Below are 23360 nucleotides of genomic sequence, written 5' to 3' on the forward strand. Positions count from 1 at the left end.
CTGGCGGCGATGCTGGCGATGTGTGAACCGTGTCCGTTTTTGTCGCTTGCGTCGTTGTCGTTGTCGGCGAAATCGTATTGGTAGATGATGCGATCGCCTATGCCATCATTATTGTTATCTGCACCGAAGAAGGGATGATCTACGTCAATGCCTGTGTCAATGATGACAGTGGTGTAACCTTGACCTTTAATATTGGCAAAGCGGGTATCTGCGAGGAAGTCATCAAGATTAATTAAGTTAGTAGCTGTGGTGGCTTGGGTGTTGCTGGTGATGCTGAGGGGGTCACTGGGAGTAAAGATTTCCGCCGTGGATGCAGTAGTTGTAATGTTAATGATGGGGTAGGTTTGTTTCCAACCATCTTGGACGACTTGGGCAACTGTATAATTACCAGGGCGGAGATCGTTGAAGGTGTAATTACCTTGGGAGTCAGTGAGGGTGGAAGTTTCACCTGCATCTAATAGGCTGTTGTTATTGGTATCTAGGTAAACTGTCCAGCTTAGTAGGGTGGGTTCATCGTTACCTTGGATACCGTCACCGTTGACATCATTCCAAACAGTACCGCGAATTTCGGCATCATTATCTTGGATGGCGACGTTAATATTGGGTAAGGTTAAGCCGTTATAATTGTTGTCACTACTACTGATGCTGTGAGTAATTGTAGCTGCGTGATTGCCTTCTGGGGTGGTGTCGTTAACTGCGATAACAGTTATAGTTTGGGGAGTATTCCAGTTAGCAGCAGTGAAGGTGAGGGTAGTGTTATTAGTGGTAATTTGACTACCAACATTCAGGGTAATAGTGACATCAGCAGTGGGTTGAGTTTTTAAGACAACTGTGTATGTGTCGCTTGCGCCACCTTCAACTACATTAGTGCTACCGTTAGATTGTGTAATTGTTACCCCTGGAGTAACTGCACCTTGGATGGTAAAGGTGGTATTTTTCGGTTCAATACCAGCATTTCCAGCTAAGTCTTGAATGCCGGGAGTGTTAATTTGTAAGTTGTAAGTTCCGGGTGTTTGGGTGAGAGTTTCTAAGCCGTTGATGCGGTAAGTTGTTCCAGAGACATTACTAATTGTGACTGCATTAGTTATTAAGTTCGTGCCACCATCACGAGTTAAGGTAATGTCTTGATAGTTAAAGGTAGACAACTTAATAGTTTCGGAGAATTGAACATCAACAGTACCAACAGGATTAGTAACAGGTTGTGATGGAATATTTAAGAAGTTAATTAGTGTTGGTGCGGTGACATCGGCAAAGATACTCAGAGGTATGGTGGTTGTATTTCCGGCTGCATCTACAACTTGAATTTCTAATTCTCTTGCACCTGCACCAGATAATTGTACGGTGCTATTAAAGTTAGTGCCGTTGACAGTGGCTTGTCCTAGAGATTGATTGATATTTTTATCGCGGATGTAAACTTTTAATCCTGTTTCGCCTAGAGAACCGGAAATGTTAATGGCGGTACTATTAACGCGAACTTGACCAAATTCATTGAGGATGCCTAAACTCGTATTTGTCATTGCGAGCGACAGCGAAGCAATCTCACCATCTTGTGTTCCATTCGCAATGCCGGATGGGTTAAGATTTGCTGTTACTTGAATATTGGTCGCAGCATTAGGCGCAATAGTATCTAATGTCCAATTTTCAGACAGGGAATTAGTCACAATATTTCCGGCTGTGTCTTTAATACCACTGCCCACAACTGTAAAGTTGTAAGTGCCATCAGTAGTTTGTAAAGGGTTTAAACCACTGAAGCGATATGTTGTGTTATTCAGTTGAGTAAAAGTGACACCATTGCTAATTAAATTAGTTGTGCCATCACGGGTGAGAATAACATCACTCAGGTCAAAAGTTGTGGAGTCAATTGATTTGGAAAAGGCAATATCTAGGGTAGAAACTTTAGTATTGCGGGGGCTGGTGACATCGGTAATTGATAGCAGACTGGGGGCATTTGTATCTAATGTCCAGGTAAATCCTTTTGCACCTACGCCTGTATTACCGTCGGTATCTGTGACACCTCTAGCATTAATTAAAAATGAGTATTCACCATCAACATTTGTTAAATCACCCAGGTTATTAATTTGGTAGGTAGCTGCGTCAATTTGGCTGATACTAACGGTACTCTTAATTAAATCACCGCCACCATTGCGGTTGAGGAACAAGTCGCTAAAATCGAAACTGCTGGGGTTAATGGCTTCGGTAAAGGAGACTGTAACGGTGTTAACTGGTGTTGTGAGGCGGTTGGAGGTAAAGCCAGTGATGGAAGCGACGGCGGGACGTTCACCTGTGAAAATCCAATTTTCGGTAACAACTCCTGTCCCGGAAAGTCCTTCAAAATCTTGCACTCCGGCGGCATTCACGCTCAGTTGATATTGTCCCACATTGCCTGTGATGCCTTGTAAGTTACCGATACGGTAGGTGTTGGCGTTAACTTGACTGATGTTGAGGTTATTAGTATTAACTGCAATCCCATCTAGGGTGAGGGTGATGTCACTTGCATCAAAGGTGGCTGCTTTGATGGGTTCGGTGAAGACAACATCTAAGGTGTTAACGGGAGTATTGCGGGGGTTGGGGTCAACATCAACAATTTCGCGGACTTTCGGCGGGGTTTGGTCGCCTGTGGTGTAAGTGATGGTGTAGGTTTGTGTGCCTGCTGTGGCGTTATTGTCGAGTAAATGTAAGATATTTTCGTAGATGGGACGACCTGTGGCGGGGAATGTTCGGTCTGTTGTCCACACGTTGTCTAAAATCAGTTCTGTACCATCGCTACGCAATACCTTTTTAATTTGGAATTGTCCGTTACCAGGGTCATTGAGGCGCAGATAAGTCCATCCTGATTCTACGGTAGCACTGACTTGGACTGTTAAATCTTCAAAGGTTGCTGCACCGTCTGTGGTGGCGTTGGTGACGACTTTTACGGGTGCTGTTGTGCCACTGCTGAAGTAGAGGGTATCGGGGTCGAAGTTGGCATCAAATACATCGTTAACTAGGAAGTCTGTCAGGTTGTCATCGTTGGCGCGAACTTTACGAATCAGTTCATGGATTTTAGTTTCTTTAATTAAAGAAAGTTCAGGGTTGTTGAGTCCGTTGACGTGTTCAAAAGTGGCATTGTATTCGATGAATTTCCCTTGCAGACTTGACTTGAGTAACCAGTCAGCGACGGCGGTTTCTCCGGCGGCAATGTTGCCGAAGTTAACGGTTAAAGAGGGGTTGACAGTTTCGTTGTTGACTTGGCTACCGATAATTTGGAAGTCAATCAGCAAGCCTTTTTCATTTTCGATGATTTTAGGTTGGGCGGAAGTGATGCGGAGATTTTTTGCGTCGCCTTTACCTTCGTTTTTAACGAGAACACCAAGGGAGAAGGGGACTGATGTTTCAGTTTGGTCGGTGAAGGGGTCATCACCGTAGACGTTGCGTTGCTGGAAGTAGTCGAGGTAGAGTTCGGCTTGGGGATAGACGGTGATGGGGGTGGAAAGTAAGGGAACGGTGATGAGTTGACCGTTTTCGGTGTAGGAGAGTGTACCACCGATGCTGTATTGGGTAGGAACTTCCGGCGCGGCGAGGTTTGTGGGGATGAATGTCCATTGTGCGCTACCGATACCTTCATCTTGGGGGGTGTTGGGGTTATCGCCAGTGAGGATACCTGTACCGTCAACGGCGGTGATATTTTTCAGGATGGGGTTGGTGATACCGAAGAGGTTGTTGACTACGTTACCTTGTGCGTCTTTGACTTGCAGGGTGACGGTGAGGTTTTCGAGGTTGGTGGTGTTACCGTTGTCGATTTCGAGTTCGCCGAGGAAGGCGGAACGGGTTGTTACTGCGTCTTGGTCAAGGCTGATGCGGACTTTGGCACAAACTCCACTGTTATTACTATCATTTTCTAATGAAGTCTTTAACTGGTTTACAGCATATATCACACCGTCATTTATTAAACTAAATCCCTCAGCTTTATTTTGATTAATTGCCTCTACTGCTGCACCAGAAACTTCATAAATATCATCAAAGGCGAGAAAATCTGTGCTTTGTCCTACTGGAACATCCGTCTGAAGGAAAACTCCGGTTGACCAATAATCAATACTACGATTCCATCGTTCAATAAACTGATTAACATCTGTTCCTGTTACTCTATCTGGTAAAGGTAATGATAAAAGCTCATTTTGTTCTGTGGCTGAAATTTTATAATCATTTGCATTTGAACCTTCAGTACGAGTTAAAAAAGCTTCTATCCAATCTGGAAGGACTTGTGCTTCATCAGCCAACCATACACTAGAACCAAATAAATTACTTAATGAATCATAAACACTTACCATTCTTTCAAGGTGAGTAGTTAATAAATCCCATGCGGATTGAGAAATTCCATCAGGAGCATTAAGTAGAATATTGCTAATATCACTTTCACTCAGACTAGATGCTGTTAAATCTGTCGAAATGGAATCAATTTTAATGGAATTGCTAGTACTTTCAATCAAAATTTTTTCTGTTGAAAGTGTAGTGGAAGATTGACTACTTCCACTACTAGACTTCTTAAGCAACTTCCTCAATTGTCTTACTGATTTTATAAGAATTTTTACATTTCTTTTAGTTTCTTCATCTTGACAGGATAAAAGAACATCAATGGCACAATCAATAACTATTTTGACCTTATTAATTGGTGCTTCTTTGCCAATACAGCTAAGACTAGCTTTAATACAGGATATAGCTGTATCTATAGTTTTTGCACCCTCAACGATGTTTTTTGAACAGTTAAATAATCCCGCCTCACATTGATTAAAATCTCCTATTATGGGAATAAAATTGATAGCACAGTCTACAAGAGTATCTAAAACCTTTTCAACACAAGGATCACAGTTGGTTGGCGAGCTTACTATAATTGGAACAACACCAATACCACCAATACCACCACCACCACCACCACCAATAATAAAACCAAAACTACCATCTGGACAATTTCCATCAACACCATTAAAAGCGATCGCAGAAGATTTAGATACTGATCCATCTCCACAAATAAAGTCCCAAAATAAACTCCCTCCAAGTCCACATGGAACAGAAGTTGCAGCCAGTGTACTTAAATCTCCTCCTTGAGTATTCAAGGTATCAAAGTCAGCAATTCGAGTAATTCTAACCGGAATAGTTAAAGAACTTTTTGCTGATAAAGTTCCAGCATTTTCAAGCAGTGGCTCAATTTTATAAAATGGATGTTCACCAAAATTTAGAGCGACATTATTTGCCGCAATTAGACCATAATTAGTGATAGTCATGTCAATTTGCATGACTTCACCTATTACATCTAAACTTGCTAAATCAATTAATGGCGGATCAATTACAAGTGTTGGAACTGGTACATCAGTTTCAAACACACTTTCAACACTAATGTTGTACTTATCTTCAATTTCTGTCGGTGTAACATTCCAGATATACTTAACCGTTTGACGCGACAGGAAAGCATTAACATTTTCAACTTCGCCTGCATCAAGCTGTATCGTCTGACGATAAGTATCGTGATTTTCTGCTGTTACCTCAAGCTTATAAAAACCCTCATTAATATTCGATAGATTAATTACTCCTGCGGCATCTGTCACCGTAGTTGCAATCACTTCATTAGTAAAGTAATCCCGCAAAGTAACAGTTGCATTCGCTAACTTGGGTGAACCTTCAGCAAAATAAGTTAATTCATCAGCCGTATTAATTCTAATTTCCCCAACCGCATTACTCACCGCCCGGAAATTAAAGGGAAGTGCTAAATCTCCGTCATTCCCCGCAGCATCTAAGAAAATATTTCCTGTATATTCTGTTAACGCTAAATCCGCCTCTGGAGTCAGCAATAACGTTACCTTCGTTGACTCCCCCGGTGCAAGAGAATTAATCTTTGTCGGTGATGCTAACTTCAACCACGACGCATCAGGAAGCAATACTTCAATATTTTCTGCAACTGCACCGCCTTCATTTTTCACCTCAAACTCTACCGCCGTTTGATTTCCTCGCAACATTCCACTGCTGACGAGATTAGTTGAAGCTACCAAACGCGGGACAATTCTTTCTAAATCAACGCTAACTGGTAAAGTTGCTGTTACTCCTTCCGCACTTGTCAGCTTAATATTAAATGTGTCTTGAGTAATTACAGAATCATTGGGTGCTGTAATCGTATAACTAATAGTATTATTACCCGAACCTGCTAATGTCGCCGGGGTGTTAACTTGAATATTCCAATTACTCGGCGCACCTTCTACTGTGTAGGTAAGTCCATTTAAATCTACATCTGTCAGGTTTTGTAAATTCACCTGTGCAGTAAATGTGTTATCTGCAATTACTTTATGAGACACACTATTACTAGCAAAACGCATTCCTAACAGCTTAAAGCTGTCTTCTGCTGCTATATCTTCGTTGGGATTATTGGGGAAATAAGCATTAATTTGATATTGTCCACCTTCTCCCGCTAAAGGTCTAAATGTGCTGGTAAAATTACCATTTCCATCAGTAAATGCTGTTAACTCCCGCACAAAACCGTTATTTTTAACTGCAATGGTGACAAATTCAAAGGGTATAGGTGAATTATCCGCATTACTTAACGCTTGTCCCTTGAAAATAACTGATTGTCCAGCAATACCGATTTCTGTGTCTGTGGAAACTACAGCCCGATAAGCAGCCGCAACGGATACCGGGAGAATAGTTATATTGTTATTATCGCCAATACTTCCACCTTCATTAATAGTATTGGTAGCATCTGTTTGAGCAATTAAATAATATTGTCCGGTAGTTCTGGGAACAAAGAAGGCAACGTTTCTCTCATAAAACTGCCCAACCGGAATTTCCCCTTTAAATTGAAATTCGCCTAACAGGGTATCGCTACTATCTAACTTATTATCAGTAGATAAATAAACTCTGTCTATTGCGGGAGTTGCTTCTGTTGCTGTTGCTTGTGCTAGTCCTTTATTTTCAACTTTATAGCTGAAGAATGCTTGCTTTCCTGTTAATAAAGGTGTGGTTGCACTTAAATTAGAGACAACTAAATCCGGTACATTAATATCTGTCACCGTTAAGTTGCGAGAACCACTACTAAACCCTGTAGCTGATGCGGTAATAATAACTGGTTGCGCCCCATCTGCAACACCATCATCAACTGCATTAATGTTAAAGGTTGCAGAAGCTTGATTAGCTAAAATGGTGACTTGGGTGGGTACTTTCGCTTCCGTTGTATCACTAGAAGTGAGAGTAATAACTAAATCTTGATCTGTAACAATATTACGGGTGACAGTTCCTATTGCAGCAGCATTTCCGGCATTCTCAGCAACAATATCCTTATTAATGGATACACCCAAAGTTGGTGCTTGTCCATTATCCAGAATTGTCAGGACTGCTGTACCCTGTGTGCCAATTGTCGCACCGCCTGTGGGGTTGGTGAGGCTGAGGGTGACGGTTTCATCTGGTTCAACGGTAATGTCGTTGTTGACGGGGATGAAAACTGTCTTGCTGGTTTCTCCCTCAGCAAAGGAAATGGTTATCGGTGTATTGTTATAATCACTTGGTGCTGTTGCTGTGCCGTCAGTTAAATTAATAGTTGCACCGACTACGCCTGTTAATCTACCTGTGCGGGTAACGGTAACGGCAGTTACAGCTTCTCCATTCTCCCGTACACTAAAGTTAGCCGCACTAAACGCAAGTGCCACATCATCATCAAGAATTTTAACGATCGCACTACCTTGATTCCCAATAGTTGCACCACCTGTAGGGTTAGTCAAGTTAATGCTAAAGGTTTCATCCCCCTCAACTTTAGCATCGTTGCGGATGCGGATAGCGTTACTTCCCCCCAAACTGGCTGACTCTACAGTGATAACTTTACTCGTCTCACCCTCAGCCAAGGTGATGTTAAACGCACCATTATAAAAGTCGTTATTAACGGAACTCGCCGCACAACCACACCCTGTAGCAGTTCCATCGGTAAAGGTAATAGTCGCGCTAACTGCTCCTGTTGTCCGTCCTGTGCGGGTTACAATGATGTCTGTAACCGTAGTTCCATCTTCACGGACGGTGTAATTGCCTGTACTAAAGTTTAGCTGAACATCGTCGTCAGCGATCGCCACTACTGCCGTATTTTGTCTACCAACTGACGCACCACCTGTAGTATTAGTCAAGCTGAGGTTTATCGTCTCTGTTCCTTCAACTACAGTATCGTTGACGATGGGAATGGTGATGATTTTTGGTGTATTGTCGCCGTTGGCAAAGGTGACGGTGATGGGATTATTGTTGTAATCTTGGGGTGCTGTTGCACTGCCATCATCTAAAGAAATTGTCGCAGTAACTTCGCCATCACTTCCCCCAGTACGGGTAATAGTCACCGCCGTAATTGGCGTACCATCTTCATTGATGCTGAAAGTAGGATTGCTAAAAGCTAACGTACCTTGTTGCGGAGAATCGTTATTAATAATCGTCAGCGTCGCAGTATTTTGAGTTCCAAGTGTTGCACCACCAGTGGGGTTAGTTAACGTCAGGTTGATGGTTTCATCGCTTTCAAATTGCGTGTCGTCAACTATAGGAATAGTGACAATTTTGGAAGTTTCACCATTAGCAAAGTTAACAGTAATCGGCGTATTGTTGTAATCTGCTGATGCTGTTGCAGTGCCGTTACTGGGTGTTAAAATCACGCTAACTTCGCCATCGCTTCCACCTGTGCGGGTAACAGTAACAGCAACAACCGGAGTTCCATCTTCGTTGACGCTGAATTGAGATGCACTAAAACTTAATGTTCCTGGTTGGATGGGATCGTCGCTAATAATAGTCAGTGTCGCCGTGCTTTGCGTTCCCAGCGTTACACCACCAGTGGGGTTAGTCAGTGCTAAATTAATCGTTTCATTAGGCTCAAATTTGCTGTCATTGACGATGGGAATAGTAACAGTTTTCGCAGTCGTATCGCCATCAGTAAAAGTGACAATAATAGGACTGTTATTGTAATCGCTTGGTGCTGTTGCTGTACCATTGCTGGGGTTGACAATAACGCTAACTTGTCCGTCACTTCCGCCAGTACGAATTATGGTAACTGCTGCTGTAGTTGTCCCATCTTCATTGATAGTGAAAGCAGTATTACTAAAGGCTAATGTCCCCGGTTGTTCATTATCAAAAATTGTCAATGTCGCGCTACTTTGCGTACCTAAAATTGCGCCACCAGTGGGACTAGTCAGCGTCAGGTTGATAGTTTCATTCCCGTCACCAATTCTGTCGTCAGTAATGGGAATCACAACGGTTTTACTCGTTTCTCCAGAGGCAAAATTAACTGTAATGGGAGAATTATCATAGTCAGTTCCCGCCGTTGCCGTGCCATCATTGAGAATAATTGTTGCACTGACTTCCCCAGTATTTAGTTCTGTGCGGGTAACAGTGACTGCAATAACGGGAGTTCCATCTTCATTGACGCTAAATTGAGCAGCACTAAAGGCAATTTCGTCTTTGGCTTCAACAAAATAATTGGAGTTAATATCTAACCCCGTCACCCCTTCGATAATGGCGATGAGTTCATCAGGTTCTGCGCTGGGTTTGTTGAGGTAGATAGCAGTACCGGAAATGCCATTAATGGGAGAAGCAGCGAGTAAATAATTACTCTTGGAACCTTTTAGTTGAATGAAATCTTCATTGGGGTTAAAGTCTTTAATCAGGGCATAATCATTAGTGCCTGCTGTCGTAGTATTGCCATCATCGTAGAAGATATTAGCAGCATTACCTAAAATAAAGCGATCGCTCCCCGTTCCGCCAGTCACGGTATCAATTTCATTCAATCCAGGCGTAGCAGCATAGGGATTCACACCGATGATGATGTCATTACCCGCACTACTATTGATGCTATCGTTCCCTGCACCACCGATAATGGTGTCATTACCTGCAAAACCTTGGAAAAAGTCGTTATATACTGTCCCAGTAATATTAAAGTTTTCAATTCCTGCATAGTAAATTAGGTCGGCATTATCACCTGTACGCCGGAAGCGATCGCTTAAATTAGTGTTGTAAACTCCTGTAAAATAGCCTGTAAAATCAAGGATAAGCGTATCATTGCCTGCCCTGCCATCTACACTTCCTCTTACTGTCGATGCTGTCAATCCTAATTTGATACGATCATCACCACTACCTGTGGTAATCCCTTCAATGGCTTCAAAATTCTTGACACTGGTGTTGGCAAAGTTAACTTGATTGGTTGTTTGAGTCAAATCAATGTTGACAGAACTGCTTTGAGTCGAAAAGTCAAGGGTTAAATAGTCTACCCCACCTGCACCATCAAGAGTATCCCCTGCAATGCCTCTCAAATAATCTGTATATACTGTCCCAGTAATATTAAAGTTGTCAATTCCTGTATAGTAAATTAGGTCGGCATTATCACCTGTACGCCGGAAGCGATCACTTAAATTAGTGTTGTAAACTCCTGTGGTATAGCCTGTAAAATCAAGGATAAGCGTATCATTGCCTGCCCTGCCATTTACACTTCCTCTTACCGTCGATGCTGTCAATCCTAATTTGATACGATCATCACCACTACCTGTGGTAATTACTTCAATGGCTTCAAAATTCTTGACACTGGTGTTGGCAAAGTTAACTTGATTGGTTGTTTGAGTCAAATCAATGTTGACAGAACTGCTTTGAGTCGAAAAGTCAAGGGTTAAATAGTCTACCCCACCTGCACCATCAAGAGTATCCCCTGCAATGCCTCTCAAATAATCTGTATATACTGTCCCAGTAATATTAAAGTTGTCAATTCCTGTATAGTAAATTAGGTCGGCATTATCGCCTGTACGCCGGAAGCGATCGCTTAAATTAGTGTTGTAAACTCCTGTAAAATAGCCTGTAAAATCAAGGATAAGCGTATCATTGCCTGCCCTGCCATCTACACTTCCTCTTTCTGTAGAAGGGAGTAAACCGAGTTTAATTGTATCGTTCCCTGCACTTGTGGTAATTGTGCCGATACTCTCGAAATTCTTGACGCTAGTATTAGCAACATTAAATAGATTGGTAGTTTGAGTCAGGTCAACGGTAACATCACTGGTGATAGTAGAAACATCCAGGTAGAGATAATCTTTACCACCTGCACCATCAATAGTATCCCCAACAGTGCCTTTCAAATAATCTGTATATACTGTCCCAGTAATATTAAAGTTGTCAATTCCTGTATAGTAAATTAGGTCGGCATTATCACCTGTACGCCGGAAGCGATCGCTTAAATTAGTGTTGTAAACTCCTGTAAAATAGCCTGTAAAATCAAGAATAAGCGTATCATTGCCCGCCCTACCATCTACACTTCCTCTTTCTGTAGAAGGGAGTAAACCGAGTTTAATTGTATCGTTCCCTGCACCTGTGGTAATTGTGCTGATACTCTCGAAATTCTTGACGCTAGTATTAGCAACATTAAATAGATTGGTAGTTTGAGTCAGGTCAACGGTAACATCACTGGTGATAGTAGAAACATCCAGGTAGAGATAATCTTTACCACCTGCACCATCAATAGTATCCCCAACAGTGCCTTTCAAATAATCTGTATATACTGTCCCAGTAATATTAAAGTTTTCGATTCCTGCATAGTAAATTAGGTCGGCATTATCGCCTGTACGCCGGAAGCGATCGCTTAAATTAGTGTTGTAAACTCCTGTAAAATAGCCTGTATAGTTCAAAACTAATACATCTCGACCGACTCCACCATCGACACTACCAAAACTATTAATTAGGACATCATCCCCATCACCACCATTTAGAGTATTCGTCCCCGCACCACCATCTAAGATGTCATTTCCTGCTAACCCATTCAGGTTGTCATTCCCTTCCAAACCCTGAATAAAATCATCTCCGACTGTTCCAGTAATATTGTCATTACCTGCCGTGCCGATAAAATCTTGCTTTTCAATCTCAACAACCTGCCCATCCAGAGTAATTACAGTATGATCATCTTCCGCTTTTAAAGACTGCAACTGCCCACTAGAAAGACTTTCCCCTAGTACCAACGCCGAGAAAATCGCTCCCTCATCCCCAGCACGATCGCTCTCATTCAAAATACTATCAACTCGATGCCCAATTTCTTCTAGCAACAACCCTACTAAATTTTCTGGATTCGCCTGATTAGCCTGCAAAAACTCCCAAGACAAGTAAATTTTATTAGTAAATGCCCCATAAGCTCCATTCGCACCATTGATATCTGCTGCATTACGAATGGCTATCGTGGGAACAATACTTAAATCTCCTGCTAACCACGCTGTTTGTAAAGAGTCAGCATCTGCCGTATCTCCAAAAGCTACTGCAATTTTTTGAGTAAATTCTGGTTCACTAGCAAAAGCCTGTAATCTTTCTTGCACCAGAATCAGAGCTTGTTCTAGAGAACTTAATATATTTGTATCAATGCTTAAGGGAGACTCTACAACTAGATTGTTAGGAAGAATGTAAGTATTATTCATGTTTTTTAGGATAAAAGTAGTTTTAAAAGAGTCATGAAAAATTTTGTCCGTAACTTATGAGGGTCACGGGCAGGTAGATTTAAAAAATTAGCGTTGGAGAGGTTAGACTACTAAAGATATGAGAATTTTGGGGATTGAAATGTTTTGGAGCGATCGCAATCCCTAACTCAAAGCTTTATTAGTCGAGGCTTTTATTCTCAAATTTTGAAAATCAATAATATAGATTTATTCACTTCATAGAGATTAACTCGCTTTTTTTTGGGTTGAAATTAGTGATTAATCAATACTTAGGGAACAAAACAGTTAGCTGCTCTCAATATCTACATCCAACAAAAAATCAGACGCAGAAAATAACGAACGTTAAGACAATGTTCGTTCATAATGTACTTATAAGACAGCTAAAACCAACTTCAGCAAATCCTATCACTATTTGTAAATTCAATTTAGTATTTTTACGTAAAGTTTATATATTTTCTTAAAGCAAAATCTAAGTGTTTTTTCTATGGTAAATAAATAATAATCGGAGCTTTTGCTATCTATTCTCTAGAAAATACCAGCAATTAGGCAGCTACTACATAAAAATTTCACAATTAAATGCAATTACTTGCAGTATGCGATACCGTCGGTGGGCTACACCAATGCACCCTGCTAATTGAGAAGCGATCGCCAATGGTAGAGTGTAGGCGATGCCATAGTATTTTGCTAACTGAGAAGCGATCGCCAATGGTAGAGTGTAGGCGATCGCCTTTTCAACCAACTAAGAATTATTTCGGTGTAATCGTCCCATCGTTCTGAGCTTGTCTAATCGCTCGTTTCAAAATTAACACCGCCATTTGAGACAAAGAACGCTCCTCTGCATCCGCCAATTGTTGCAGAGCTTCTTTGTCTACTTCTTCCATGTAAATAGTTACAGTTACTTTTCCCATATCACCATCATAAGCTATTTTGTGTCTTTTTCTATTAAACACACTAAGACGCATAAATTAACATAAAAATACAGCTAGTTTATGTATAATTACTGATAAGTCAAAAGCCAGCCTCGAACTTTCCTACGGCTCAAGCTGGCTTTTGGCCCCTCTATTCAGGAGTCATATACAATGTTAAACCCTGTTCGCTATAAAACAGATGAACACAGAGCTTATCAACAAGCCGACGATGATTTTGGCATCACCGAATTACTAGCCAAACTCAAAAACTACTCTGACGCAGACTTTGATAGCACCTGGATGCAACTCCAGCCGCAAGAAATAGAAACTCTAGCGGCAATTCTGATTTCTGCGTTAACTCACAGCATCAATGGTAAATTGCTTGCGGCTTATCTCCATCTCATCCGCCACAAACACCAAGATATAGTCCCAGGTGTGCTTAACCTCAAATACCCAGACACATCTGTTGAGCTTCCCGCCAACTTTCCTGATGTCGCCAACACACCCAGATTTTTGTATGGCGATCGCTTGCGTTGGCTTAGTAATGAAAGCGATACTGACTGGGGTATTGTCATTGGTCGATTTTATAGCTTTGCTTCTCATCGTTGCGCCTGGAGTTGGTGCTACCTAATTTGGTTGAGCAAAGAGAGCAAGAGTGCAGCTTGGACATCTGCGGATATTGCTTGGGAAGAAGATTTAGAACCCATCAGCGAGGATACATACTAATGAATCCTCATCCACTCAAGCAGCGAGAGCAAGATTTGATGCAACTGTACATTTATTGTCAATTGGGCATGACTCCCAAGCAGTTTTATACCAAGTGGCAGGTGAATTACGAAGAAATGGCGCAGATTTGCGATCGCTCCCTGTCTACGGTTCGACGCTGGTTTGCTAGAGGTAAAAACTACCGCCGCCCCATGCCAGCCGATTTACGCCACCTTGCACTGATGAACTTTTTGCTGGAACACTTTGAGGAGATTCCCGAAGAACTTTTGAAGAACCTGTGTTTCCCAGACGAAAGTGAGTAGAAATTGCATCTAATTGCAATATCAAAATGATATTTCTTGCCAGCCTGTGTCACAGTAGGCTGGCTTTTGTCTTGGAAATTACAGATTTTACCAGGAGAATTTCATGACTTATCTTGAAAAGCTCAATCCTTGGTGTATAGTCAGGCTTTTACCCAATATGCAGAACCAGATTGTCGCTCGTTTTCGCCGTCGCAGCGATGCCGAAGCTCATCTACAAGTTTTGCGCCGACTCATTCCTGGTGTCAGTTTTACACTGATTTTCAATGTGGGATTAGAACAGCGAGACCTAACTGCTTGAAATTAACGGTAGGAATGTCTAGCGATCCAAATGATCCAAATAAACTGTATTGGTGCGATCGCTGATCGCAAACATCAGCATTAAAAATCTAGCCGATATGGGGTAACGCTAGTAAAAGGCGATGTTACAAGTGTGGATCAGCATTACTTAGCCTGCTTAAGGTTGAGCGATCGCCACTCAAGAGTAATTTTAGTCAACTAGCCAATCAACCCAAATAACTAAAACATTGAGACAAAGGAGGTTTCAAAGCTGAAACATACGCCTGTAATTTCTGCTGTATTTACGCCCAATGTCTAAAATATGGCCAACATTCTGCAAGCGAAAGTCTCAATTGAGGGAACTAGAACACTTACTTACACCACTTTGGAGTTGATGCTTTGCCATTAGAAGCTAAAGAAAAAGATGGTGTAGCAGGTAATAGCCCTAATGAGTGGAAAAAGACTGTTCTCATGGATGAAGAACGCCAATTGTTTTTGCTACCAACATACTTTTTCGGCTGCATTAAGTATGGCGGTAAAACTGTGAAACGGGGTAAAGGTAACTTACTTGCAGACATTGCCAGTACCCTGCAAGTCATGGACGACCAGATTTATATCTGTAATAGTAACGGGCCAATTAAATTACCTGATTCACCTCAAGTCATTGAAGCCGGAACTGTCAAAAGTGAGAAACTACCCGATAGCTATGTCGAAGTGATTGGTGTACGTAACCCATCCACTAAAGCGAGAAACATTCGCTATCGTGTGGCTGTGAAACCTGGATGGCAATGTTCATTCACCATTCTTTGGGATTCGGTTGTTGTTGATCGAAAGTCATTAGAGACAGCAATTATCAATGCCGGAACTCTCGTAGGTGTTGGCGATGGTAGACAAAGCATTGGGTACGGAAGATTTGAGCTAAAAGAATTTAGCATTTTTTAAATACCCGTTTCGTTTTGTCAGGTCTCGTTAAGGCGAGTCCCGTCACCTTCCGTTTCGTCACGTCCTGTTGTGTTAAGTCGAGTTCGGTCAAGTCATGTCTTTTGAACTTTACACAAAAGTCAAACAAAAACGCCAGCATCCAAACCTGCCTGTTTACCAATGGAAAACTACTCGGCAGCGTATCTACACCAGAGATGAAGGATTGTGTCAAAGTCCAGATGCCAAAGCACCAAAAGCAAATGGTTTATGTCAAAGACAAGTCAGTCTAAATACTGCTCACATCGACCACATTCGACCGTTGTCATCTGGTGGGAGCAATCATGCGTCCAACCTGAGAACTCTTTGCCCCGTATGCCATGCGCTTCGCCTTGACCGCCAGCATAATGGTATGAAAAATAGCCTTGTCAAGAAAGGTTTAATCCCTGTCAACTGGAAACAGTTTGTTTGGGATGGTTAATACGAGTGTATTCAACTTGATTAACAAATACTTCTAATACCATTTCACGAAATTACTGATAGAAATCGCTTCCTCTGCAACTCTGCTTCTGGTCGCCGAGCGAAGTCGAGGCGCTACTTGCATATCCGTATCATTTTTAAAGTGAAATGGTATAAGAGGTGAGATTTACTTACTTTTAGTTAAAATGAGTAGGCGATCGCACCTAGTCAAGTTTGAGATAAATTAGCAGTGAGTGTCCATTGATTACACTCACATGACGTAGCTGGGCTGTCAGTTGCTCTACATCCAAATTTTTGTTGATGCTCAAGAATCTCAGTCGTTTGCACTTTTTTACAGCGTTGTGCTTCCCTACCTTGGCTCATCAAACTGTAACAAAGCTTTTCGGCTGTCTCCTTATCAATTTGTGCATTAAAATGTAACGATTGCACATACAAACAACCGCCTTCTGATACTGGTTGAAAATTTATACCAACTTCTCTTAATTCTGTTTCTTTAATCGCAATAAAATCAAGATTTTGATTTTTAGGACTTCTATTTGCACTCAATGATGCAACTACACTATAGAATTCTTGCTCTGTGTTAACAAGCCAAAGACTATATATATTGTCTGGTTCTTTAAAAAGTTTTGTTGCTGCTAATCTAGCACGTTCAGCTAAGTTAGCATCTCCTTCTTGTGGATGCCAACTAGCACGGCTATCTATTTTACGAATATAAACAGGGGGTTCTATCCCAAACTCTGATAGAGTAGGCAGCATAAGTCAAGTAATGGCCGTTTATGAAAGCTCTTGAATAGCTTCTTCAGCATAGTTACGGATGTATTGGTCAGTTTCATAACCAGATGCAAAGCGTGCGATCGCATTTTTTATATGCTCAGTATCTATTTCATCCGCAAGCAACAACAACGCATCAATCAGAGTTGATTTTAAAATTCTGCGTGTGTTAATTGCTCTTATTAAACTTAATTTGAGGGTTAATTCAAATCTTGCTTCAGCAGGAATCTTATAGGCACAAGCGATTGCTTTAATCAGGATTTCCCAGCAAGAATCAAGTTTTAATAATTGATTAACATTGGATGTATTACTCCATAATTCATTACTAGTTTCTAAATACTTGCTAGTATCTATAAGAAAATTAATATTATCAATCTCTGCCAATAAATCCACAGCACCATCATGGGCATCACTGGCTTTCCCGTTGATGCTCCATTTTAAAACTTCTAAGACTGCTCTCCAGGATGGAAAACTTCTAACAACAGCCTTTCTTAACTTGGTTCTTTTATTAGGAGTAGATAAAAAATATGATCTTATAAGTAAGTCAGGATCTTTGTAATATGAATCTATGCTTGTTGTATTAGTTTGTTGATTTTCTGTATTTAGCCGATATACACCCATATGATCAGATGTAGATATTGTTCTATTTACTGCGCTAACCATTTCAAGCCCCACTTTTGTTTTACTTCTTCTGTTATTAGGTGTAAAAAAGCATCAACGGTATATTCATGAGCCGAATTAAACCAATCATCAAAATTCAATTTTGTATCTATGCTGCGAGTTGTTAACTCAAGAAGAATAACATAATTATTATCATCAACTCTAATTGTTTGATTAATTTTAACTGCTAGAATACCAATTTGTTCTGAGATATCAAACTCAAAATTAGCGTTACAGAATATAGGTTTTTCTAGATAACCTTCCCAATCCTTACCAATAAAGGTAAAAATTTTATGGTTATCTCTTGGGTCATACCAACCGAAACTTTGATCAATCTGATTAAGATAGGTTATTTCATAACGAATCGGTTGCAACACAGTGTTTTCGGTTTTGATCCACCATTCTTGAAAGTGCTGCCATTCACTTTCAAATCTCGGATATATTTCCTTAAAATGAGGATATTCATCTGCTTCACCTTGACGACGCCAGTTGTAATGAAATCGGTTTGACTGCAACTGTATGAGTTGTTTTCTGTCAAGTGACTCAAACCAAACTCGACGGAGTTTGGGCATCATAGGAAGAAGTTCAATGTCTCCTATTGGCGGTCTGTCAAGTGGTGGAGAAGGAAATCTGTCCTGAATACTCTGCCAGTACAGTCCGAAATGCACAGAAGAGAACCCTGGATCGTTGAATTCAACGCCCAAGACAACTTCTGTCAGTGGTGACTTACTGAATTTAGCTATTGACATTCGCTCAACCTCATAACTGTGGCTGCTCCTCAGACAATATCAAATTCCTACTCCTTTTGTAGTTATCGCTTGAACAAGTACAGCAAGCTACACAGTTAAGCACAAGCTAAAGGAGCATAGCATAGTCTTCGTTCTACTCTTAGATTACCCTTACCTTCTACCCAAATACTTAAATTCTTTCTATAGACTGACAGCCTAGTCGCTCAAAAAAATTATCATCTTGAGCAAATAAACCCATCTAAATCCTTATATTAATTTGAATAAGTTCTTTAGAAGTCATACCAGCTTGTATCGCAACTACAAGATGCAGTAATTTCTAAAGCCTTCTCTAATACCTGAAAAAAGTGATCAGGAATGGGCTTTCTGTGACCTGCCCCTCTGGAACTTTCTCATATACAATGATTTGGGCAAATTTATTTGGTAATGGTGTCAACAAACCGTCCATTTCTGATTGAGGGACATCAATTACTTGTAGGGCTACGGCTATCAGTGCATATGTTAGCGATCATCAAGATACCATGCTATCAGTCTCACGATATCGCGTGCTAATCTATGCTTTCCTTAAGATGATTTAAGACTAATCGCTGTCCCCTGGGAGTAAGCGCACAAAATCAATGGGAAAACCATAAATCGGTAGTATATTTACCTAAATTAATTCATCATACAGTCGGGGTTTGCCAATTTTTTCTAACTCTGCTTCAATAAATAGTTCTGACAAAGGAGACAGCGCAGATGAACGATGAGCCAACCCCACCACACCCAGAACAGACAGATGGTTTATTATCTGACTTGCTGCAAGAAGTTCAAAAATGGGAGGGAACCCTTGCTGGTGGTACTAAATTAGGTGTTGGGGCGGAAGCGGTTGACAGTCTGTTTAAAACAAAGGTTAGCTTTGGTAATCCTCAAGATAAGTTAATTCGCCTCACAGAAGATACATTTATAAATAGCGGTACTGAACTGATTGACATTTACAAGCAGCAGATGCGCGACCAGTTCGACTTTTATTACATGACTCTTACCGTAGATTTACGTCCTGAGCGAGTTGCTCAGTTTTGGCGGTTAACCTGTGAGTTGGACTTTGGGCCGAAAGGAAGCAAAGAACCAATTATTCAAAGCCTATTCCCTTCTGACAGATGGCGTTCAGTGATGAGTTTTGGCGTAGGTCTGGATGTGGGGCTGGGTGGTAATTTGGAATGGAGTATAGGAATTGATAGCTCCCAGTTGGCTCAACTTTTACCATCGATTCCTAATAATTTGAAAGCAAGTGTGTCAACTAAGGATAATTTCAAAGCGTTTCTAGCTGTTCCAGCTTACAATTATCAACTTGGTTACTCAGAAATTATCGCTAACGGTGAAGGTAATTCAGTGTGTTACTGGCGGATTAATGATGATAATTTACAACGAATTGGGACAGCAAAATTTGCAATTGTCTTTAAAGTACCCAAGGGAACTGATTCTATAACTGTGCGGGGTACGGTATGGGCTGAACCGAAGATGAACTGGTTAACTTCTGCTTTAGAAGATGTAGCTGCTGTCTTGTCGGAGCGTTTTCAGAGATTGTTAGGACAAGGGGATGATGCAGCAAGCAAATTCGCCCGTGGTGGTGATGCCGAATTCTGGACTTTAACACTTCCGAAATAAGCTGAATTGACATAAATAAAATGTATGCCTACGGCAAGGGTAAAAGCTAGTTTTGATATGGATAAAAGTTATTATACTTACCGCATTCGTATAGCTAATTTTGAGCGCGTGCAGGTAGAAAAGAAAGACGCTCAACATCAGCTTTTGGGAGAACCTTCTGGCGTTTTTCGTTACAGAAATAACTTAGAGGAGATTCACTCCCAGATTAATACAGCACGAAATGGCGAAATCAAAAACTCCAAGCAAGCGCGTCAGGTTGGAGAAGTGCTATTTAATACTTTGTTTGACGATACGCTGCGTCAGGACTTTGTAAATTTTCATTTCCAGGTTGTACAGCAAGAAAGGCAACTGTTACGAGTCGAACTAGACATTGATGAACAAGGAATGCCTGAAATTGCTGCATTACCTTGGGAATTTATGTATTTACCTGGAAGTACCCACTCAAATGAACTTTGGATAGCTACTGATCCAAACTTGGTCTTTTCTCGCCGACGCTCCCAATGGCATCCAGCCCCACCAATTCAGCTAGAACAAGGAGAAAAATTAAAAATTGCTTTGGCGATCGCAGCACCTCAAGATTTGGGAACAGTTGAATACCAGACAGTACAAACAGCATTGCAAGAACTAGCAAATAACCAACCGGAACACATTGAATTTTTGCCTATTGTCAATCCTGCTACCTCTATCGAAATTGATACTGTACTCGAACAACAACCTCATATTTTTCACTTTATCGGGCATGGACGCTTGCAAAATGAAGATGGTGAGGATGTGGGTGAAATTGCATTGGTGAAAAAAGTTTTTAACACAGAAAAAGCAGATTGGGTAGATGCTAATTTTTTTGGTGGGCTTTTTAACCGTCACCGCCCAGGAATTGTATTTCTACAAGCCTGTGAAGGTGGAATGCTTTCTGAATCTGAGGCTTTTGTTGGTGTTGCCTCTAAAATTGTGCAGCAGAATATTCCAGTTGTTGTAGCAATGCAGTATGAAATAACAAATCTTAGAGCTAGCCAATTTGCTTGCGAATTCTACAAAAGGTTAGCTAAGGATACACCCGTAGATATTGCAGCACAGAATGCTCGACGTACTGTTGCTCTGGATACAAAATATCAAAACCGTGATTTTGCCACACTTATCAAATTTATGCGCGTGCAGGATGGGTATTTATTTAAGCGTCAGAGTCCAGAAAATGAGAGACAAGGTAAAAGTAACTTTGACCAATCTATCCCAAAATTTGGTGTAAAAAGCGATAACCAAATGATTCAAAACGTGCAGCAATATGGAAACAACAATATCAACTCTGGTTCAGCCAACGATTTTAGGATTGGAGATGATTATTACCTTTCAGAATCATCAAAAATCGACTCCGATTCAAAAAAAAAGACAACTTGAGTCCAGATATAACTTACTTTCATGCTGATTTTAAGGCAGCCTGTGAGGAAATTCTACTTTTAGAATGCTATAAGGAGTTCCACGATTTACTACACAAATTAGAATTTCAATGTTATAGCAGCATTGTTAGAGAAGTGAGGCAATTTCCAAACGATGAAACAGGTAGAGAGATGCTCAAAGACTCATTGCTAACATTAGAGCAAATAATTGAAGAGTCCAATGTGCTTGGTGTTCAACATAATTTACCTAACAGTGATTTTATATGGATTAAAGAGTTAGAAAAATCAAAAGTATCACTTCAACAAGCTATTGAGGAATTAGACATAAATTCACTGAATTTTACTATTTATATAATCAATCAAACAATTAACAACATTCCTAATTTAGTAAATACAAAAATCAGTCAAGTAGCATTTTCGCTGCGAGTATCTTCATTTATAGATAGAACGACATCTATACTTAACTCTCTAACCAACAAAAATATAAATTCAGAAAAAATTGTTTATTGCCAAGATTTTATTGACCAACTTAGCAAGTTATATCCTAGCCTATGTTATGTTGTAAAACAACACGATGAATGGCAAGCAATAGATTGGAGATTACGTCAAATCGAAATAATTATTAACGATTTTTATACATTTAAAAGTGCTTGGGTATCTTTAAAATCTTTAATGGATTTGCAATTCGTTAGCTATGAAGAAGACTGGGTTACTGATTTGAGGAAAGATTTTGAAAAATTAGAAAGCGTGATATTAGCTGAAGATGAAGTTAGTATTAAGAAAAATTTTCGCAGTTACAGGAGAAGGATTAGTCTTCGTTTTTATAAATTAGATAAAGATTTGAAGAAAATATGTAGTAATTTACGCACCATTTGCGAACAATTATTATCAATTATTTTAGGGATTATTATATGACTAACTCTAGTGCTTCCATAACTGGTAATGGGATGCTGGCGATCGCGTGTTCTTCTCGGAACTACTTCACGCGCATACATCGCTAAATCTGCAACCCGCACATAACCATCTTTTTGCGAAGCACCTTTACCTGCTAAGGCTTCAATTAAGGCCAGTGTAAAAGCACTGTAGGGTTTACCTGCGAAAGATTTTTCATCAGCTTGGGAGGAAGCGATCGCCACTCGTCCTTTCCCTTGATTAAATAAAGCTTGAGCCTCTGGCGGAAGGGGTGCTTTTTCAGCTTCATAGCCGAGTTTTGATGTATCTCCTAAGCCACCAGCATGGCAACAATCCAGTAAGACTAACAGCTTTTTGGCAGAAATCGCCTGTAGTTTGGTGATAAATTCTGTACCACTAATCGCAGTTTTATGTAATTTGGTCTGGTCATAACCAAAAGGCATTAAGTAATACGCTTCACCTATGGGACTATTGACTTGATAGCCATGCCCAGAAAAATAGACAATTACCGTAGAATCAGGTGTAGTTGATTGAGCTAATTTGTCTAAAGCTGTAATAATTCCCTCTCTGCTTGCCTGTTCCTTAGTCAACAAATGCACCTGTTCAGGTGGATAGGCGCAGCGTTCCGCGTCTTTGAGGATATTGGCAAGACCGACAGCATCATCTATGGTGTTGGGTAAATCACCACCAACCCCAACAATACAGGCATGACCTTGGCTAAAGAGTGCGTTCACTTTTGGGTAGGTATTAGGTAGTATGGCTATAATTTAGCACCTATCTTCAGGTATGAAAATTAGGCATTTTGATATTCTAAAAATTCTATTGTTATCATTGGTCGTTCTGATGAAATCTCCAGATTTGGCTCAAGCAGAGGTTGTAACTAATCCTAAATCTATTACAATCAACGCAACCAGAGGAGAAAATCTTACCCGCACGATTACGCTGCGGACTAGCGAGAAAGTAAGTAATTTAAAAGTAATTACTGTAGATTTATTAAGTGCTGATAATAGTTCTGTTTTACCAGCACGCACAATTAAACTAACTTCACCACCTACTCAAATTAATCCTCAAGAATTGATTACAGCACTTGCGTCTGTTATGAGGTACAATAAATTAAAATATAAATACCTCTAAATGAAGTCATACTCTGTCGATCTTCGAGAAAAAATAGTTGCAGCACATCTTCAAAAAA

Annotated in this window: 16 protein-coding genes; 9 read left to right on the plus strand and 7 right to left on the minus strand. The window is 40.6% G+C overall.

The window, feature by feature from the left end:
* The 3 genes from H6G77_RS33715 to H6G77_RS33725 form a co-directional block, all read right to left on the minus strand.
* Positions 1–12416 (minus strand): Calx-beta domain-containing protein (locus H6G77_RS33715; protein WP_190873940.1); only part of this gene is annotated, 12416 nt, incomplete at its 3' end.
* A gap of 571 nt (positions 12417–12987) precedes the next feature.
* On the minus strand, positions 12988–13173 hold the full coding sequence (locus H6G77_RS33720; RefSeq protein WP_190873941.1) for a hypothetical protein: 186 nt from the start codon (positions 13171–13173) through the stop codon (positions 12988–12990).
* A 7-nt stretch (positions 13174–13180) separates the two neighbouring features.
* Positions 13181–13342, minus strand: a complete 162-nt coding sequence (locus H6G77_RS33725; RefSeq protein WP_242049397.1) for a ribbon-helix-helix domain-containing protein — start codon at positions 13340–13342, stop codon at positions 13181–13183.
* Positions 13343–13513: 171 nt separating this feature from the next.
* Here H6G77_RS33725 and H6G77_RS33730 point away from each other — a divergent pair, with 171 nt between their 5' ends.
* The 5 genes from H6G77_RS33730 to H6G77_RS33750 all read left to right on the plus strand — a co-directional run bounded on the left by H6G77_RS33730 (position 13514) and on the right by H6G77_RS33750 (position 16045).
* A complete protein-coding gene (locus H6G77_RS33730) occupies positions 13514–14068 on the plus strand; it encodes a hypothetical protein (protein WP_190873942.1) in 555 nt (184 codons plus the stop codon).
* On the plus strand, positions 14068–14370 hold the full coding sequence (locus tag H6G77_RS33735) for a helix-turn-helix domain-containing protein (protein ID WP_190873943.1): 303 nt from the start codon (positions 14068–14070) through the stop codon (positions 14368–14370). The genes H6G77_RS33730 and H6G77_RS33735 overlap by 1 nt, the downstream gene beginning before the upstream one ends.
* A 103-nt stretch (positions 14371–14473) precedes the next feature.
* Entirely contained in the window at positions 14474–14668 is a 195-nt protein-coding gene (locus tag H6G77_RS33740) for a hypothetical protein (RefSeq protein ID WP_103123728.1), read from the plus strand.
* Positions 14669–15045: 377 nt separating this feature from the next.
* Positions 15046–15588: a hypothetical protein gene (locus H6G77_RS33745; RefSeq protein ID WP_242049398.1), complete on the plus strand. Its 543-nt coding sequence runs from the start codon at positions 15046–15048 to the stop codon at positions 15586–15588.
* 94 nt (positions 15589–15682) lie between these two features.
* Positions 15683–16045 (plus strand): HNH endonuclease, encoded by a 363-nt coding sequence (locus H6G77_RS33750; RefSeq protein ID WP_190873944.1) that lies wholly within the window; start codon positions 15683–15685, stop codon positions 16043–16045.
* A 206-nt stretch (positions 16046–16251) separates the two neighbouring features.
* Here H6G77_RS33750 and H6G77_RS33755 read toward each other — a convergent pair whose 3' ends face one another.
* From H6G77_RS33755 to H6G77_RS33765, 3 genes are read right to left on the minus strand one after another with little or no spacing between them, the layout of a single operon-like run.
* Positions 16252–16800 carry a hypothetical protein gene (locus H6G77_RS33755; protein WP_190873945.1) on the minus strand — a complete coding sequence of 183 codons (549 nt, stop codon included), beginning with the start codon at positions 16798–16800 and terminating at the stop codon, positions 16252–16254.
* 18 nt (positions 16801–16818) lie between these two features.
* On the minus strand, positions 16819–17478 hold the full coding sequence (locus H6G77_RS33760; RefSeq protein ID WP_190873946.1) for a hypothetical protein: 660 nt from the start codon (positions 17476–17478) through the stop codon (positions 16819–16821).
* Positions 17463–18224, minus strand: a complete 762-nt coding sequence (locus H6G77_RS33765) for a TIGR04255 family protein (RefSeq protein ID WP_190873947.1) — start codon at positions 18222–18224, stop codon at positions 17463–17465. The genes H6G77_RS33760 and H6G77_RS33765 overlap by 16 nt, the downstream gene beginning before the upstream one ends.
* A gap of 732 nt (positions 18225–18956) precedes the next feature.
* On the opposite strand from H6G77_RS33765, the gene H6G77_RS33770 reads away from it, so the two are divergent.
* From H6G77_RS33770 to H6G77_RS33780, 3 genes are read left to right on the plus strand one after another with little or no spacing between them, the layout of a single operon-like run.
* Positions 18957–19865: a hypothetical protein gene (locus tag H6G77_RS33770; RefSeq protein WP_190873948.1), complete on the plus strand. Its 909-nt coding sequence runs from the start codon at positions 18957–18959 to the stop codon at positions 19863–19865.
* A 24-nt stretch (positions 19866–19889) separates the two neighbouring features.
* Positions 19890–21257 (plus strand): CHAT domain-containing protein, encoded by a 1368-nt coding sequence (locus tag H6G77_RS33775; RefSeq protein WP_242049399.1) that lies wholly within the window; start codon positions 19890–19892, stop codon positions 21255–21257.
* Positions 21254–22171 (plus strand): hypothetical protein, encoded by a 918-nt coding sequence (locus H6G77_RS33780; RefSeq protein ID WP_190873949.1) that lies wholly within the window; start codon positions 21254–21256, stop codon positions 22169–22171. Before H6G77_RS33775 ends, H6G77_RS33780 begins: the two co-directional genes overlap by 4 nt.
* Here the strand turns inward: H6G77_RS33780 and H6G77_RS33785 are convergent.
* Positions 22078–22902 (minus strand): caspase family protein, encoded by an 825-nt coding sequence (locus H6G77_RS33785; protein ID WP_313954542.1) that lies wholly within the window; start codon positions 22900–22902, stop codon positions 22078–22080. The two genes, H6G77_RS33780 and H6G77_RS33785, sit on opposite strands and share 94 nt — an antisense overlap.
* 109 nt (positions 22903–23011) lie before the next feature.
* On the opposite strand from H6G77_RS33785, the gene H6G77_RS33790 reads away from it, so the two are divergent.
* Positions 23012–23302 carry a hypothetical protein gene (locus H6G77_RS33790; RefSeq protein ID WP_190873950.1) on the plus strand — a complete coding sequence of 97 codons (291 nt, stop codon included), beginning with the start codon at positions 23012–23014 and terminating at the stop codon, positions 23300–23302.
* Positions 23303–23360 lie beyond the last annotated feature (58 nt).

Source organism: Aulosira sp. FACHB-615, assembly GCF_014698045.1.
Taxonomy (GTDB): Bacteria; Cyanobacteriota; Cyanobacteriia; order Cyanobacteriales; family Nostocaceae; genus Nostoc_B.

What these genes read in the sequence shown, in the direction of transcription:
- H6G77_RS33770 (WP_190873948.1), top strand. Translation starts at nt 18,957, where the DNA reads ATGAACGATGAGCCAACCCCACCACACCCAGAACAGACAGATGGTTTA.
- H6G77_RS33790 (WP_190873950.1), top strand. Translation starts at nt 23,012, where the DNA reads ATGAAATCTCCAGATTTGGCTCAAGCAGAGGTTGTAACTAATCCTAAA.
- H6G77_RS33775 (WP_242049399.1), top strand. Translation starts at nt 19,890, where the DNA reads ATGCCTACGGCAAGGGTAAAAGCTAGTTTTGATATGGATAAAAGTTAT.
- H6G77_RS33730 (WP_190873942.1), top strand. Translation starts at nt 13,514, where the DNA reads ATGTTAAACCCTGTTCGCTATAAAACAGATGAACACAGAGCTTATCAA.
- H6G77_RS33750 (WP_190873944.1), top strand. Translation starts at nt 15,683, where the DNA reads ATGTCTTTTGAACTTTACACAAAAGTCAAACAAAAACGCCAGCATCCA.
- H6G77_RS33765 (WP_190873947.1), bottom strand. Translation starts at nt 18,224, where the DNA reads ATGTCAATAGCTAAATTCAGTAAGTCACCACTGACAGAAGTTGTCTTG.
- H6G77_RS33755 (WP_190873945.1), bottom strand. Translation starts at nt 16,800, where the DNA reads ATGCTGCCTACTCTATCAGAGTTTGGGATAGAACCCCCTGTTTATATT.
- H6G77_RS33740 (WP_103123728.1), top strand. Translation starts at nt 14,474, where the DNA reads ATGACTTATCTTGAAAAGCTCAATCCTTGGTGTATAGTCAGGCTTTTA.
- H6G77_RS33760 (WP_190873946.1), bottom strand. Translation starts at nt 17,478, where the DNA reads ATGGTTAGCGCAGTAAATAGAACAATATCTACATCTGATCATATGGGT.
- H6G77_RS33735 (WP_190873943.1), top strand. Translation starts at nt 14,068, where the DNA reads ATGAATCCTCATCCACTCAAGCAGCGAGAGCAAGATTTGATGCAACTG.
- H6G77_RS33725 (WP_242049397.1), bottom strand. Translation starts at nt 13,342, where the DNA reads ATGGGAAAAGTAACTGTAACTATTTACATGGAAGAAGTAGACAAAGAA.